Below are 17,163 nucleotides of genomic sequence, written 5' to 3'. Positions count from 1 at the left end.
TTCTTTAAGCACTGCCAGAAAATTTCCATAATTATGTAAAATCTTATAATTAAACTTCATAAACAGTGCAGTTTTTCTTAATCACACAAAGCTTCCTAAATTACACAAAAAAGGTGGCAGTGCTTACACACTTACCACCTTATTAGTCATAATATAATATCAACATCATTACATTAAAATATATCTGTAACTATACAGTATAATGTCATAATATATACGAAATCAGCGAATATATTTCATAGACGACTTGTCTATGTCATACAAATATGCGTCACTCTTTATTGACCGTTTCACAAGATGATGTGCTTGGCACAGATTATAAAGTAATCAACTTAAAAAACAGAGCTTAATGCTCAATCAATAATAATAATGTGGTTCTACCACACCGGCAACCGACCCGCCTGTCCGTTAGGCTTAACTTTATCCTGATATGCTGTATAACTACTGCACACCTAAGATACAAGTGGTCATATTTGTATGAAATCATATACTTCCTGACTCACACGAGTAAATAATATCATATATTAATGTTATATGTCAATTATTATCTGACAATCTTTTGTCTATCTTTTATCTATTTATAATATTCCTACAGCTTTCTTAGCCAGCCTGTCGGCTTCCTCATTACCTTCAACACCTGAATGTCCCTTAACTTTAACAAAATTAATGGCTATCTTATCTTTTACTGACTGCATATAATCATAATAAGCTATAGTACCTTTCTTATTACGCTTCCACTCTCCAAGTGCCCACGCTCTTATTCCCATATAATCAAAATATATATCTACACTTTTAACGCCAAGTTCTATTGCTTTCTCTACTGCCGCCATACTTCCAAGAATTTCACCGGCTACATTACGCATTGAAGCCATTTCACTATCACTGCCACTTCCTGTAATGATATATTTTTCATTATTATATACAAGAAATCCGCCATATCCATAGACACCCGTTACTATATTAAAAGAACCATCAACATACGCATAGCTCTCACTCTGGACATCATTATTCTTAAGCCTGCCAATATATTCAAGAGCTTCCTGTTCAGTTGTAAAGCTTTTATATTCAGCTCCGGCATATTGGAACACCTGACTTTTACATTCATCCCATGTTCTATATATTCCTGTATTTCTGCCTTTTCTTACTGCATAATATTTAGCCGCCATTATCAACTGCCTTTCTGTTAATCTTAATACACTCTTATAACACCAGCTATATTCTTAACTGCTGAAAGTCCCTTAAATACAGCCATAGCATCATTAAAGTTCTTCTCAAGAACTTCTGCTGTTATAATAACAAGTTCAGCAACTCCGTCTTTGCCGCTCTTCTGAACTACCTGTGCTATGCTTACACCGCTGTTACCAAGAACGCTTGCAATATTGGCAAGAACGCCCTGCTTGTCTGCAACTTCAAGTCTTAAGAAGAATTTGCTCTTAGTATCTGTTATATCCTTCACTTCAAGATTCTTATAACAGCAACAGCCAATTCTTCCGCAGGAATCGTGTACTATATTTCTGCATACATCAATTATATCACCTACAACTGCACTGGCAGTCGGCATCTGTCCTGCACCTCGTCCCATAAACATTGCATCATCCATAGCCTTACCGTGTACAAATACAGCATTAAAAGCATCATTAACATTTGCAAGAGGATGATTATTAGGTATGAGCATTGGGTGAACCTTTACTTCAATTCCGTCCTCTGTATTCTTGGCAACACCTAAAAGCTTGATTACATAGCCAAATTCCTTGGCATACTTAATATCATCTGCGGAAATCTTAGTAATACCTTCTGTGTATACATCAGCAAATGTTACTCTTGAGTTAAATGCAATAGAAGCCATAATAGCTATCTTTCTTCCTGCATCGTATCCTTCCACATCTGCTGTCGGGTCTGCTTCTGCATAACCTAACTCTGTAGCCTTTGCCAAAGCTTCTTTGTAGTCCATTCCACTCTCTGTCATCTTAGTAAGAATATAATTAGTCGTACCATTAACAATACCCATAATCTCTGTGATATGGTTACCAGTCATACTCTGCTTTAATGGTCTGATAATTGGTATTGCACCAGCTACAGCCGCCTCAAACTGAAGGTCTGCTCCTGCTTTATTAGCCGCATTGCCAACTTCCTCTCCATACTCAGCAATAAGATCCTTATTAGCTGTAACAACCTGCCTGCCAGCCTTAAGTGCCTCAAGAACATAATCCTTAGCTGGATGAATTCCACCCATAAGCTCAACAACAATGCTGATATCCTTGTCATTAATTATATCTTCCCACTTATCTGTAAGAATTTCATCTGGAATACCTTCTCTTTTCTTAGATAAATTTCTTACAAGAACCTTCTTAATAACAAGTGTTGCTCCTGTCTTATGCTTTATCTCATCACTCATAGCCTCACATAATTTGTATGTTCCAAGTCCTACTGTTCCTGCTCCAAGTATAGCTGCATATATTACTTTATCCGACATTTTAATTATTTCCTCCATATTTTTACATTTATAAGGCCTGGCTGCCGCCACAGCAATATAATTTCATTATAATAATTCATTAATAACAGCAGTTACGATTACCACTTCAATAATTGTATTAATCTTAATTATGCCAGAGACAAATTCTATTCCGCCTCCCGACAATACACTATCCTCTTAAATTCTTAATAAACGAAGATATTCTTATAATAGATATAAGGTCACTTAAGCCCTCAACCATAAGCACAATTCCAACAAACATCATAAGTACAGTTGATGAACCAAATGGGTTAAATAATGCAACAACACCCATAACAACCATTAATGCTGCAACAATTGCCTCTATCCACCAGCGCTGTGCTTCCATATGATAGAATTCTATTGCATACTGAAGCTTTAATATACCGTCAATAATAATTATTATGGCAATAGCTGTTCCAAAAAATACTGCAATAGCTTCTGGTCTCATAACAAAGAATATTCCAAATGCAAGTAATGATATGCCCTGTACAAGTCCGAATGATACGAATACATCTTCCCTTGACATTCTGAAATATGTCATAAGCCTTAACACTCCCCATACGCATAATGCAATTCCTACTGCCCTGCATATGATAATCTGTGATACCTCAGGAAATATTGTAAGGAAAAGACCTAACACAAATAACGCTATTGATATAATTATAAGTTCGATTTTAATTCCCCTAATCTTTTTAATCATAATGTGCCTCCATTCCTGCACCAGTCAAAGGTGCATATTAATATTATTAGTATAGCACAGCAAAGTATTCTTTAGCAACTTACTATATAACTACGGCAATAATTATAATGCAAAAATACCTTTCTGTTGTTAAGGATTGTCCCTGCAACAGAAAGGTATTCTTATCTTCATATAATCATTGTATTTTGTTGTTTTATCTTTTGATACTTAATGTATCCATATATATCAATATCTATATATAATTATCACAATACTGATATATTAACCCGCATATATTATGCTCTATCCATAGCCTGTTCAAAATCTCTAGTTCCTGCAAAGATTTCGTTCTTGTATGGATTCTTCTTCTGTTCAATAGCTCTCTTAATGATAACTGAGATACAGATTACGTTAGCTACTACTGCAAGAATAGCCATTACACCCTGAGCAACTGGATATGCACCTGCGGCATTCATCTGCTCTAATGTATAATGTGTAAGTTCCATTCCTGACTTAGCTCCTGTGTACTTGTAAAGGACTGGAAGTGTAGCAAATATTCCGTCAACCTGGAATAATGGAACTACCTGTGCGAACATACACCATATTGCAAGTGTATTAGCACGGTTCTGAATCCAGCCACCCTTGTTCCATAACGCATTAGCAAATGTAGGAGCAAGAAGTAATGCAACACCACAATACCAAGTATGTGTTGGAAGGTTGTTATATGTATATGTGAAGTTCCATATATCATATGCAACAATGAACCATATTGTCATATCTGGCCATAACATATCATCCTGCTTCTTTGATGAGTAAATCCCCCACCAGCCTGTCATACAGAAGATATTGATTAAGCCTGCGATACCGTTAAGCCAGTTCCACCAGCCACCGTAAAGCCATACACCCTCGTTAGAGAACCACCAGCCGCCATTAATTCCACCTTTGATTGCTGATTCAAAATCACTACAAACAGCGATAAGAATATTAATGGCAACGATTAAGAATGGGAATACTTTAAACCATTCTGTCTTACCTATGCTCCACTTATACTTAAGCATCATAAATCCGATACAGCCTGCTGTAGCGGCATAAAGCTTAGCATAATGGAACCATCCATTCATATATCTATATGTAGTATTATTAAGTGCCCATGAAGCACCCTGTGCAGCTCCTATCTGGATAGCCACAAAATAGATTGTAAGTGCGATTGGAATTATAATAAAGAATAACAATCCACCAAATTTAGAACGTCTTGCAAGTTCGTTACAGATAACGAGTCCTGCAAAGACAAGAACACAGCCTAATAACTGGTAAATGGCACCTTCGCCATAAATCTGAAACAACATATTACACGCCTCCGATCAAATAATTGATTATATGTTATCAATATTTTACAACATTTTAATATTTTTTTCAACAATTTAATCGTTTTTTCGTATAATTTTCGATAAATTTATAACAATCATTTTGTACATCCAAATACTTTTATTCTTCTATTTCCATTTTCTCTGATGTAATTCTAATATTGCCAACAGCTTCTTTAACCTGCTTTGCATACTCAAGGTTCTGTTCACTCATATTATGTACCTGCTCGGCATTGACTGTTACTTCCTGCGTAACTGCTGATAACTGTGAAATATTCTCTACAATCTTATTATTAGAGTCTGAAAGACCTGCTATTTCTTTATTAACAACATCAATATGCTCTATAAGTGTTTCTATATTCTTGTTAAGCTGTTCAAATGTATGTGCCGCTTCAATTATTCTCTCGCCCTGCTCTTTAGTTGCCTCAACGGAAGAATTAACAGATACAACAACTTCATCTGCATTATCATTAAGTTCATTAGTTATCTTAGTAATATCTTCTGTAAAATTCTTTGTCTGTTCTGCTAACTGTCTTATCTGCTCAGCAACAACCGCAAAGCCTCTTCCTGCTTCACCAGCTCTTGCACTTTCAATTGAAGCATTAAGTGCTAAAAGGTTAGTCTGGCTTGATATATTAAGTATCATTCCAGCAATATTTTCCACGTTCTTAGTCTTTTCCTGTAATCTCTGCATAGACTCAGTAACAGACTTATTAGTATCTGTTATCTGCTCAGACTGCTTTCTTAATTCGTCCATAACAACAATATTCTTCTGTATACTGTCGTTAGAATTAACAGCCAGCTCAACCATCTGATCAGAAGCCTTTCCTGTATGTTCAATAGCCTCCTGTATAGTTGTTGTCATACTGCTCTGCTCTTCTATGCTTGTCGCTGTCATATTAGTTGCCGCAGATATCTCTTTCATACTGTTAGTTACCGTATTAGTTGTATCAACGAGTTCATTGATAAGCTTATCACTCTTCTTAGTTTCATTGCTGACAACACCTGATACCATAATTATATTATCTAAAATCTCTTTTATTCTGCTATGTTCATCTTTAGCCGAATTAACAGCATCATCATTAAACAGAATTGTTAATTTACCAACTTCCAATATAACAACACCTATAAGCACTATCATAAATATTGAACATACTGCATTAACGTCCTGTCCATATATTCCCTTTGAAGCCTGCACAGCAGTTACAATTATGTATAAAATCAACATTCCTGCCGCAGTTCTTTTCAACGACTTCTTCTCATAATAAGGAATCTGAAGTATAAATATTCCAAGAATAGCATAACTGATAAAGCTTGCATCTGTCTGCACACCAATTAACAGATATTCTATTCCAATCTCAATAGTTGACATAACCTTTAAATATCTTGTCGCTGTATTCTTTCTGTAAACTATGACATTAACAGCTACAAATACAGCAATAAGTGCTGTGTTACAATACACAACTACTGATGGAATATTGTGATTAAACTGCTTCATCCACAGATAAAAAAGAAACATCAAACCAAGTAGAGAAGTCGCCACTATATAGAACCTATTCATTCTTCTGTTTCTTTCACTCACATCTGTGTATTTATATTTATCCTGCATTAAAAAAATACCTCCTCCGTATGTTACTATCTTTAATAGTACCACAAAAGGAGATATTTTTCTATAGTTTTATAATTATTTCAATTATTTCTCACTTTTATATCAGCTTTGTAAGCTTCTTATACATATCCTCAACAATCATTCTTATATCACGGCCCTCCTGAACAATTGTTATATCTGCATATTTCTCATAGAGCCTTTTTCTGTCCTCAAAGATTTCTTCTACTGTAGACTTGCCGTTGGATACAACACCTCTTTCTTTAAGGCTCCCTAATCTGCTCTCAAGCTCTTTTTCTGAAACTTTTAAATATATAACTGTTCCTATCTGCTTAAAATGCTCCATAGCCTCATCTCCATATACAGCACTTCCACCTGTTGCTATAATTGTATGCTCTGGAGATATTAAACAATTCACATCATTCTCAATCTTAATAAAGCCAGTATCGCCATTTTCTTCTATAAGCTGCTCAAGCGTCTTTTTATATGTATCCTGAATCACAATATCAGAGTCTATAAATGAATATCCTATCTTCTTGGCAAGTACAACTCCAAGTGTGCTTTTACCGCTTCCCGGCATACCTATAAGTATAATATTGTTCTTTGACATTTTACTCCTCGTTCCTTCCTGCAACTTAACGCAGCGTTACAGTACTATTCTCTATTCATCTTTACTGTCTATTATCATCTGCAAAATGCTGACTTCTTTCATTACATCATCTAAAAGATTATTAATATTCCTGCTTCCATTAATAGTCTTATTACTGAGTTCCCGTGTATTCTCTGTGTTGGCAAGAAGCTCTTCACTGAATGCACTAAGGCTTTCTATCTGCTGTGTAATCTCATTGTTGCTTGTTGTGATATTATCCATATAATTGTATTCTTCGTCTATCTTTACCTGAATATCCCTTATGTCATCTCTTATCGCATCAAATGATTTCTTTGACTGGTTCACTAATTCCATCTGGTTCTCATTGGCCGAAAGAAGATTATTAACACTAAACCCAGCTTTCTCAGCCTGCTCTACCAGTGCTACGATAATATTCTCTATCTCCTCTGTTGACTTTTGTGTCTCCTCTGCAAGCTGCTTAATCTGCTGTGCAACTACTGCAAAACCAGCTCCTGCCTCACCTGCTCTCGCAGCTTCTATGCTTGCATTAAGTGCAAGGAGTGCTGTCTGTCTTGTAATTCCGTTAATCATTCCAAGAATCACTTTAGCTTCTTCTGTCTTAGCTGTAAGCTCATTCATGGCACCACTTACATCACTGCCAATATCACTGCTGTTCTTTGATACATTTTCAAGCTGTTCCATATTGATATTGCCTGTCTTAGTAATATCTGTTGTTGTATCGAACTGCTTCTTGATATCCTCAATAATCGTTCTTGCATTCTCTGTAAGCTCCCCAATACTCTCTGTCATCTCAAGCTGGTTCTGCACTGTTCCTGCAAGCTCATTAGCACCTGATACCATCTGTGATACTGCAAGCTGGCTTCCTTCCGCCTGTTCCTGCATATTCTTTGACTCATCATTGATATTGTCAATCTCTTTGCAGAGGTTATCATTAGCTTTGATTATCTTATCAAGCATATCATCAGTCTTAGCCTTCTCTGCTTCAATTGTCTCAAGCTTATAAGCTGATATATGTCCAAGTACATCTGTTGTAATATAAGAAAATGCTACAACAAGTGTCATAAATGCAATCTGTATTTCATAATCAACCATATCACTGCTTGTTATTCCAACATTAACATATTGGATAATAATATATACAATATTAATAAGTGCACTTGCAATACCAACCTTTAAGGTATACTTTTTATCTGCAAACATAGATATTGCAATTATCATAGGAATTGCATAAGTAAATGAAAGAATACTTACTGATGTCCATAATACAAAGGCATATAATATTCCATAGCCTATTGCCGTAATTGACCTGACTATTTTACTCTCAGCATTTTTCTTATATGCGAATGCTGCCATAATAACCGGCACAATAAGAATAATCGAAAATACAAACACATATCCTGCCGTTCTATTTCCCTTAACAAGTTCCATTATATATGCCGCCAAAAGTACCATTGATATAATCAAGTAGCACTGCAGCAACTTTTTATTAACATAGCTTTTTTCGTTTAAATTGTTACCATCCTTAGTGTCTTTAGCCATGAGAAAATCCTCCATATTAATTGGCGTGAAGTTAAAAGTTACCAGTTAAGTTTATCTGTCTGCAGGAATTATAAATATCCATATAAGCGAGCTTATAAGAAGCATCATCGGATAGAAAAGAACCGGAAGTATCTGAAATGCTGACATCTCATAACCAAGCTCATTAACCGCTGATATAGCAACAAGCATCTGTGCTCCATAAGGAATAATCCCCTGAAATACACACGAAAATGTATCAAGAAGCGAAGCTGCTTTTCTATTGGATATTCCATAATCTGCTGCCATCTCCTTAGCGATTGGATTAGCCATAACTATCGCTACTGTATTATTCGCTGTTGCAATATCCATAGCCCCGACCAGAAGCCCCATACCAAGCTGTCCGCCTTTCTTTCCTTTAAAGGTTCTTTTAACCCAGCCTAGAAGTGCCGTAAATCCGCCATATTCCCTTATTAAGGCACACATAGCAGACACAAGAATGGCAACCATACAGGTTTCAAACATTCCAGATACGCCCGAACCCATACTTGTTATTAATTCAAATACACCAATATGACCTGTCACAAGCATAATAAATGTTCCTGTTACAATTCCTATCAGCAGCACAACGAATACATTTATTCCTGCTATTCCACCAATAAGCACGAATACATATGGTATTACCTGAACAAGATTATACTCGTGTGTTACTCTTCCTGAAATATCTGTTCCAAATGAAAGTATAAGTATAATTACAAGTGTGACAACCGCTGCCGGAAATGCAATCCAGAAGTTCTCCCTGAACTTGTCTCTCATAGCACAATCCTGTCCATTGCACGCCGCAATTGTTGTATCTGATATAAATGATAGGTTATCACCAAACATCGCACCGCCCATAACAGATGCAACACATAGTGCCATATTAAATCCAGAAGCCTCTGATACCGCAGCCGCAATCGGTGTTATAAGCGTTATCGTCCCAACTGATGTACCCATCGCTGTTGACACAAAACATGCAACAATAAAAAGCACTGCAACTGCAAACTTAGCTGGTATAAGATTAAGCATAAAATATGCCACACTTTCTGCACTGCTTCTTCCAACAACACCTACAAACACACCTGCTGTCAGGAATATAAGAAGCATAGTTATAATATTCTTATCAGCAAGCCCGCCTGCCATAATCTGTAACTTTTCATCAAAAGATACATCTCTGTTCTGTATACACGCTACAAGTATTGCCGCAAGAAATGCTACAATAATAGGTATGTTATAAAATCCCATTGGTATCTTACATATATATTCAAATATAATGCCAAGTCCAAGGTATAGCACCAGAAATACTAAAACCGGCAATAATGCTGTTGCATTAGACTTTTTCAAAATAAAAATCCTCCAAACATAATATATAGTTAAATTATCTTAATCTAAACTATTATATTACATTTGGAAGATTAAGTATAGTGTGAAGCTGCTATATATTAAATTTATATATTAGAATTTCTTAAATACCTGGACATAACCCTGAAGCTTCTGTCCTATAATAATATTATTCTCTGCCTCTTTTTCTATATCATCTATAGAATTGACAATTCCGCTCACACCATCAGCCGCTTCATTAATACCCTTAGTACTTTCATCTATTGTAGTTGAAATATCACTAATTCCTGAATTCATCTCTGCCATTGTGTTCTTTAAAGTTCTGGCATTTTCTGCAAAATTCTTTAATATATCATTAACTCTTGAAGCATCATTTCTATAATCATTGGTAATGCCGCTAAATTTTTCATAATCTGCAAGTATGCTTTCATCAACATAATCTATAAGTCGCTGTGAATCGCCTGTAAGTGCTGATACGCTTTCTGTGACAATAAGACTTATCTCCTGAATATTATTAGCTATATTTCTGCTCTCATCAGCAAGATTTCTTATCTGCTCTGCAACAACCGCAAATCCCCTTCCTGCTTCTCCGGCTCTTGCCGCCTCTATGCTTGCATTAAGTGCAAGCATATTAGTCTGTGATGATATATTTAAAATATCATCAGTAAGCTGCTGTATTCTTTCAACCTGACGGCTGTTCTCAATAGAACCTGTAAGTCCTTCTCTTATATTCTGTACCATAGCATTAGCTGCTTCCCTGCCACGATTAGTATCCTGCATATATTTAACGGATTTGTTCTGTATATCACCAGTTATCTTATTGCCCTGTTCTATCTGCTCATTGACATTGACAATTGCCTCAAATATATTATCTGCACCTGCATTAATCTGTTCTACTGTTGCAGACACTTCCTGCATAGAAGCCGCCATCTGCTGCATTGCCGCTGATACCTCATTAGCATTGTTATTAACATCTGCCACCTGTAAGTTCATATTATCTGATGATGTCCTAAGCACCTCAGACTGTACATTAATATCCTTCATTATGAGCTGTAACTTCTCAATAAATATATTAATTCCGTCTACCAATATGCCAATTTCATCATCCGACATAACATTAATTCTTGCTGTAAGGTTGCCATTATTATCCTCAATATCTTCTATCATATTATTAAGCTGGCTGCTTGCTGACTTTAGAGGTCTTATAATTGCAAATATCATTAAAGTAATTGCCACACCCATAATAATCATAACTACAAGTATTGCAGAAAATGCTTTTACTGATAAAGAATACTGGCTGTTAAGTTCATCTGAGGCACTGCTTACCTGTGCACTTATTAAAGCGTTAAGGTTATCTGCCGCATTTTCAAGCTTAGTTGTTATGCCATCATTACCTTCAGCTGTAAGCACAAAGAAATCATCCATACTTGAACTGTCACCACTTAAGATTGACTGGATTTTACTGCTGTATTCATCATATACTTCTTTATATTCACTAAGTCCTTCAAGAACCTCTGCATTGCCGAACTTATTAATTACGGCTTCAAGCTCATCAAATGTATCTGTCAATGTCTGAATTACATTCTCCATATTTTCCTGCATATCTGTAGCATTATCCTTAGTATCACCTGACTGTTGTGCCATACCCTGCTTTGCTGTATCTGTTCCCGACTGTCCTGCACTGTTATCAGCAGCTCCTGCTGGCTGTGTGTTGCCACCAGCATTATTACTGTTGTTATCAGTTATATTATTTCCACTATTATCACTGTTACTGCCTGCTGTATTGTTATTACTGCCGCCATTAACACGGCTCTGCATTCTGAATGCTGCCGAGCTGTTGGCATATTTCTGCACCTTTTCAATTGATGTCTGTGTATCTGCCATCAATGTTACTGCCTGCATACACTCATTGGATATATTCTGGCTCTTATCATTCATACTGTTAATAAGTATCATTCCCATTATTATTCCTGCCGCACCTGCCGCGAACAATACGCCAACAAGCACAAGTATTTTTGCACTAATCTTTTTTCTCATTGTAATCCTCCGTTTCTATGTAAAAATTGTTTGTTTTTACTTAGATATTTTTGTTTGAACATATGTTAACTAAAATTTGTGATTGAATAATGGAAAATTTGTGGAAATTTAATGAACTGCTTCTATAGAAAAAGCAGGTATTCTATAGTATAATAAACTAATATTAAGCTAAGATTTGACATTTAATTAAGTATTTATATTAGGAATTGGGGAGTAATATGATTACTAGACATTTTATGAGAACCAGGCAGCTTAAACCAGGAATGAAGCTTGACCAGACAATTCTGGACCGTACAGGACGAAACCTCGTTATGAGAGGTTCTATTCTTGACGATTATGTAATTGACTCTCTTTTACGAATGGGCATTATGAACGTATACATACAGGAGGGTGAACCTGAACCTGATAATATCGAGCAGATGATAACTCCTGAGGCTAAGAAACATATTGAACGACTCCACAAAGATGACCCTGCCAAGGTAAAGCTTTCTGACAGTGTCAAGAACCGTGTCGCTGAAGGAATTCAATACATATATGCTAACACAGAATCTGAAAAACTCTCAGACACTGCTGACAGCATCGCTTCTAACCTGATGGACGCTATTAATGCCAACAATGCAATAGCAATTGATATAAGCACACTCAAGACAAGTGATGAATACACTTTCAAGCACAGTGTTGACGTGGCAACTATGGCTATGATTATCGGCAAACAACAGTGTCTGCCTGATAAGCAGATATATGAGCTTGGTGTATCCGGACTTCTACACGATATCGGAAAGACTAAAGTACCAGCTTCAATACTTAACAAACCTGCCAGACTTACAGATGAAGAATTCGCTGTTATGAAACAGCACTCTGTATTTGGATACCATATGTTACAGGAACGTAATGAATTTAATAACGATATATGTATGGCTGTCCTACAGCACCATGAAAAGATTAACGGCAATGGATACCCTCTTGGATTTGACGCTCCAAGAATAACTCCTTATGCAAGAATACTTGCAGTTGCCGATATATATGATGCACTTGTCACAGAACGTCCTTACAAGAAAGCATTTTCCCAGAAAGATGCAATCGAGCTTATTATGTCTATGACAGAGGAGCTTGACATCAAGGCTATGAAAAGCTTTCTTGAGAGTATTATTCTGTACCCTGTTGACTCAATCGTGGAATTAAGCAATGGCGAGAAAGCCAAGGTTGTAAGCAACAACAACAGCTATATACTGCGCCCTACTGTAGTCGGCATAACAAGCGGTCGTGTATACAATCTTGGCGAAGATATGGATTGTGCTAATATTGTAATTATTTAATATAGCCACTTTGTACGATAAGTCTCATTTAATATACAATAATTAATATATAATAATGCAAAAAGGTCTGACATTATGCTATGTATTCTTTCCACTAGCTACAATAGAGTCTGCCTTTTAAAATGATTACTTTTTATTAAATATAAAAAAGACCAGTAAACTACTAAGAATTTACTGGTCTGATATACATTTATAAATATATATTCATATATATGTGAATAGATGTGTTTCAATTAAGCTGTCTTACGTCTTTTTACAAACACGATTACACCCATAGACACAACTGCAATTACTGCATATATTACAACTTGTTATTATATATTTTATTCCTCACCCATCTTAGCAAGCTTAGCCGCCTGGTCGGCTGCTATGCAGGCATCGATAATTTCCTGAATATCACCATTCATAATCTTATCAAGCTTATAAAGTGTAAGACCTATTCTATGGTCTGTTACACGTCCCTGTGGGAAGTTGTAAGTTCTTATCTTCTCAGCTCTGTCTCCAGTACCTATCTGGCTTCTTCTTGCATCTGCTTCTGCATCGTGTGCTTTCTGTGTTTCAAGGTCATATAACTTAGCCCTTAAGAGTGCGAAAGCCTTTTCTTTGTTCTGTATCTGTGACTTTTCTGTCTGTGAGTAGATAACTATACCTGTAGGATAATGAGTAAGACGGACTGCTGAGTCAGTTGTGTTGACACACTGTCCACCATTACCTGAGGCACGCATAACATCAATACGGATATCCTTATCATCTATCTGGATATCAACTTCCTCTGCCTCTGGCATAACTGCTACAGAAGCTGTCGAAGTCTGAATTCTTCCGTTAGATTCTGTTACAGGAACTCTCTGTACTCTGTGTACACCACTTTCGTACTTCATAACAGAGTATGCACCCTGTCCCTTAACCATAAATTCTACTTCCTTCATACCGCCGATACCAGTTTCATCAGCATTAACTACTTCTATCTTCCAGCCCTTAGTATCTGCATAGTGTGAGTACATACGGAAAAGTTCTGCGGCAAAAAGTGCTGCTTCTTCTCCACCTGCACCAGCTCTGATTTCAACCACGATATCTTTATCATCATTAGGATCTTTAGGAAGAAGTAATATTTTAAGCTTCTTCTCTAATTCTTCAACCTTCTTCTTAGAGTCAGCAAGCTCTTCTCTTGCCATCTCTAAAAGTTCCTCATCACTTTCTTCACTTATCATCTGAAGACTGTCCTCTATATTCTGCTTGCTTGCCTTATATTCTGTGTAAGCTTCAACGATAGGTGCAAGATTGCTCTGTTCTTTCATATATTTTCTGAACTTGTCCTGATCAGTTACAATATCCGGATTGCCAAGTTCCGCTGTTACATCTTCATAACGGCGTAATGTATCTTCTAATCTGTCAAACATACTCATTGCTGTATTTCTCCATTTCTCCGTTTAACGGTATTAATTAATATTATTAAGCCTGCCAATTACAACTCTGTCAAGTCCTGCAAGATCTTTTATAACCTTAATGCCAGAATAGCCGCACTGTTCCATTATATTACGGACATCTTCTGCCTGATTATAACCTATTTCATAACATAAATATCCATTTTCTTTTAAATAATTTACAGACTGTTTAGTTATCGCCTTGTAGAATTTAAGACCGTCCGTATCACCATCTAGTGCAAGCACAGGGTCGTGCAGCCTTACTTCCTCTGATAATTCATCTATATCTTTAGTAGGTATATATGGTGGATTAGATACTATAACATCAAATCTGTTATCCTCATTTTTATATTGCTCACATTCCGAAGAACTAAACATATCACTCTTTATAAGCTTAATATAATCTGCATTATTATACTTTTTATTATAGTCAGCTACTTTTAGTGCATCATCTGATATATCTATGGCAACAGCTCCATTTTCAGAAGTATGCCCTGATGCAGCAAGTGATATAATTATACAGCCTGAACCTGTACACATATCAAGCACACGGCTTTCAGAGTTAGTCAGCTTCATAACTTCTTCTACAAGAATTTCTGTATCCTGCCTTGGAATAAGCACATTGGCATTAACCTTATATTCCCTGCCATAGAAATTCACAATTCCGGTAATGTGCTGTAAAGGAATATGCTCTGCCCTTTTATTAATAAATTCTGCGTATTCTGCAAGCTTTCCACTATCTATCTTATCCATTGAATTAATAAGATATTGTGTTCTACTAATGCCCATCACAAGCAATAGCAGCTCGGTTGCATCATACTGGGCATTTTCTATACCGAAATCCTCAAGAAACTGTTTTCCATAATTAACAGCATCCCTTAAAGTCTTAACATTATCTAACTGCATATATCTACCTTATTCTCTATCTCTCTGCTTAAATAATGGCACTTCGTCAGCACTGATATTTTCTTCTTCCTGTTCTGTCTCTTCTATCTCGAAAGCTGCTTCTACTTCTTCAACAGACATATTCTCAGACTCGTCAATATCTTCCTGAACGTTTTCTGTTGTAAAAGCATATTTGCTTCCAGTTTCTGTCTTGATTTTTTCAACAGTTTCGTAGTGGTCTTCTATCTCAAAGCCCTCAGGTAAATCATCATCGGCATTTTCCTGTGACGTTTCATTATCAGCTTCTGTGCTTTCCTGTGCTTTATCATCTGACTCTGCATTTTCCTGTAATGCCTCACCGTCTGACTTAGCATTATCCTCATCTGAATTGCCATTGTCTGTGTCATCAACAGCATTTACTGTGTCTGGCTCAGCTTCAACATTGCCTGTATCAGTTGTATCAGTCTTCACAACATCTGTATCTGAATTTAATGTGTCAGAATTACCATTTTCTGTATCTGACTTAGAACTATCTTTATCCGAACCTGCAAGTGACTTACTTTCAACAGATTTCAAAGTTTCTGCCATAGCAACTTCCCTGGCATCAATCTTTCTTGTCTTCTTAGGCTTATGTATTAATTCACCTGTCAGGGCAAGCTTGGCTTCTGCCGCCTTAATATCAGCTTCCATATCAAGTGAAGTCTGATAATATTCCTTCAAAAATGCTTCCCAGTCAAATACTTCCTCAACTGCCTTTATGGCAACTTCTACCATATCCTCATCAGGTTCTCTTGTTGTGAGCTTCTGAAGCCACATTCCCGGTCTGCTTAAAGCAACTGTAAACCCATTATCATTACGTCCTGCCCATCTTATAAATTCATAAGATACGCCTGCAATTACAGGAACTAAAAGCAGTCTTATAACAATCTGTAGTGCTGTATTATCAACTCTTATGAAAATGAAGAATACAACACTTATAAACATTACTATAAATAAAAAGCTTGTTCCACATCTTTTATGGTATCTTGAACTGTTCATAACATTTTCTACTGTAAGCCTTGCACCATTCTCAATGCAATTGATACATTTGTGTTCAGCACCATGATACATAAATGTCCTTTTAATATCTTTCATCAATGATATAAGAACAAGATATAGTATGAATATTGCAACTCTGACTAGGCCTTCTATAAGATTAAGAAGTGTCTTTGAAGCAACGTATCCTTTAACAAGTCTTGATACATAGTATGGCAGAAGCATAAATAAACCAACTGCAAGAAATACTGACACTATAACTGTAAGTGCCATAAGTACTGATTCAAACTTGTCTTTGAATATTGATTTGCCGATTTCATCAGCCTTGGTCTTCTTCTGCTCATCTGGATCATCATAAAATGATGCTGAGTAGTTGATTGTTGATATTCCTGTTATGAGTGAGTCTATGAAACTTACTACACCTCTTATTACAGGGTAACTCATCCATTTATGTTTTTCAGTAAGAACCTTACTTTCTCTAACGGTAACTTCGATTTCATTGTCAGGCTTTCTTACGGCAATAGAGTATTTGTCTTTATTGCGCATCATAATCCCCTCGATGACTGCCTGACCACCTATACCTGATGGTTTCATAGTTTGGACCTCCAATTTGTTTGATGGAATATTGGTGAGGTTAGCGGACAATGTGTGTAAACCGGACGGGCTTAGATATACGGACGGGCTCTAGGCGCTTCGCTGTAGAGCACCTGTTCATTGACCTGTCGGACAAGCTCTAAGCGCTTCGCTATAGAGCTTTGGGCCGTTATAGCGGTAGGTGATCGGTTTACGTTGTGGCTAAC

General features: G+C 36.5%; 13 protein-coding genes. 1 reads left to right on the top strand and 12 read right to left on the bottom strand.

Translation table 11 applies throughout. From position 1 onward, the window contains the following. Positions 1 to 578: 578 nt before the first annotated feature. The 9 genes from WMO42_RS07900 to WMO42_RS07860 all read right to left on the bottom strand — a co-directional run bounded on the left by WMO42_RS07900 (position 579) and on the right by WMO42_RS07860 (position 11,706). On the bottom strand, positions 579 to 1,166 hold the full coding sequence (locus WMO42_RS07900; RefSeq protein ID WP_022502612.1) for a ribonuclease H family protein: 588 nt from the start codon (positions 1,164 to 1,166) through the stop codon (positions 579 to 581). 23 nt (positions 1,167 to 1,189) lie between these two features. Beyond that, positions 1,190 to 2,473 carry a homoserine dehydrogenase gene (locus tag WMO42_RS07895; RefSeq protein WP_022502611.1) on the bottom strand — a complete coding sequence of 428 codons (1,284 nt, stop codon included), beginning with the start codon at positions 2,471 to 2,473 and terminating at the stop codon, positions 1,190 to 1,192. Positions 2,474 to 2,642: 169 nt separating this feature from the next. Beyond that, entirely contained in the window at positions 2,643 to 3,194 is a 552-nt protein-coding gene (locus tag WMO42_RS07890) for a DUF308 domain-containing protein (RefSeq protein ID WP_022502610.1), read from the bottom strand. A 275-nt stretch (positions 3,195 to 3,469) separates the two neighbouring features. Further along, a complete protein-coding gene (locus WMO42_RS07885; RefSeq protein ID WP_055174091.1) occupies positions 3,470 to 4,519 on the bottom strand; it encodes a DUF5692 family protein in 1,050 nt (349 codons plus the stop codon). A gap of 139 nt (positions 4,520 to 4,658) precedes the next feature. Next, positions 4,659 to 6,146: a methyl-accepting chemotaxis protein gene (locus WMO42_RS07880; protein ID WP_090139945.1), complete on the bottom strand. Its 1,488-nt coding sequence runs from the start codon at positions 6,144 to 6,146 to the stop codon at positions 4,659 to 4,661. 97 nt (positions 6,147 to 6,243) lie between these two features. Next, positions 6,244 to 6,753, bottom strand: coding sequence for a shikimate kinase (locus tag WMO42_RS07875; RefSeq protein WP_055174089.1), 510 nt, complete (start codon positions 6,751 to 6,753; stop codon positions 6,244 to 6,246). A gap of 51 nt (positions 6,754 to 6,804) precedes the next feature. Next, positions 6,805 to 8,313: a methyl-accepting chemotaxis protein gene (locus WMO42_RS07870; RefSeq protein ID WP_349191979.1), complete on the bottom strand. Its 1,509-nt coding sequence runs from the start codon at positions 8,311 to 8,313 to the stop codon at positions 6,805 to 6,807. Between the two features lie 51 nt (positions 8,314 to 8,364). Then, on the bottom strand, positions 8,365 to 9,672 hold the full coding sequence (locus WMO42_RS07865; RefSeq protein WP_090139949.1) for a Na+/H+ antiporter NhaC family protein: 1,308 nt from the start codon (positions 9,670 to 9,672) through the stop codon (positions 8,365 to 8,367). A 111-nt stretch (positions 9,673 to 9,783) separates the two neighbouring features. Next, complete coding sequence (locus WMO42_RS07860; RefSeq protein WP_349191977.1) at positions 9,784 to 11,706, bottom strand: methyl-accepting chemotaxis protein; 1,923 nt, start codon at positions 11,704 to 11,706, stop codon at positions 9,784 to 9,786. 218 nt (positions 11,707 to 11,924) lie between these two features. On the opposite strand from WMO42_RS07860, the gene WMO42_RS07855 reads away from it, so the two are divergent. Next, positions 11,925 to 13,022, top strand: coding sequence for an HD-GYP domain-containing protein (locus tag WMO42_RS07855; RefSeq protein WP_070101440.1), 1,098 nt, complete (start codon positions 11,925 to 11,927; stop codon positions 13,020 to 13,022). Between the two features lie 323 nt (positions 13,023 to 13,345). On the opposite strand, the gene prfA is transcribed toward WMO42_RS07855, so the two are convergent. From prfA to WMO42_RS07840, 3 genes are read right to left on the bottom strand one after another with little or no spacing between them, the layout of a single operon-like run. Beyond that, positions 13,346 to 14,419 carry a peptide chain release factor 1 gene (gene prfA / locus WMO42_RS07850; RefSeq protein WP_055174317.1) on the bottom strand — a complete coding sequence of 358 codons (1,074 nt, stop codon included), beginning with the start codon at positions 14,417 to 14,419 and terminating at the stop codon, positions 13,346 to 13,348. Positions 14,420 to 14,458: 39 nt separating this feature from the next. Continuing rightward, positions 14,459 to 15,349, bottom strand: a complete 891-nt coding sequence (gene prmC, locus WMO42_RS07845) for a peptide chain release factor N(5)-glutamine methyltransferase (RefSeq protein ID WP_349191975.1) — start codon at positions 15,347 to 15,349, stop codon at positions 14,459 to 14,461. A gap of 9 nt (positions 15,350 to 15,358) precedes the next feature. Continuing rightward, on the bottom strand, positions 15,359 to 16,957 hold the full coding sequence (locus tag WMO42_RS07840; protein ID WP_022502600.1) for a DUF1385 domain-containing protein: 1,599 nt from the start codon (positions 16,955 to 16,957) through the stop codon (positions 15,359 to 15,361). Positions 16,958 to 17,163 lie beyond the last annotated feature (206 nt).

This window comes from Lachnospira sp. CLA-JM-H23 (genome assembly GCF_040096425.1).
Taxonomy (GTDB): Bacteria; Bacillota; Clostridia; order Lachnospirales; family Lachnospiraceae; genus Lachnospira; species Lachnospira rogosae.
This window is presented reverse-complemented; position numbering and strand designations above follow the sequence as displayed.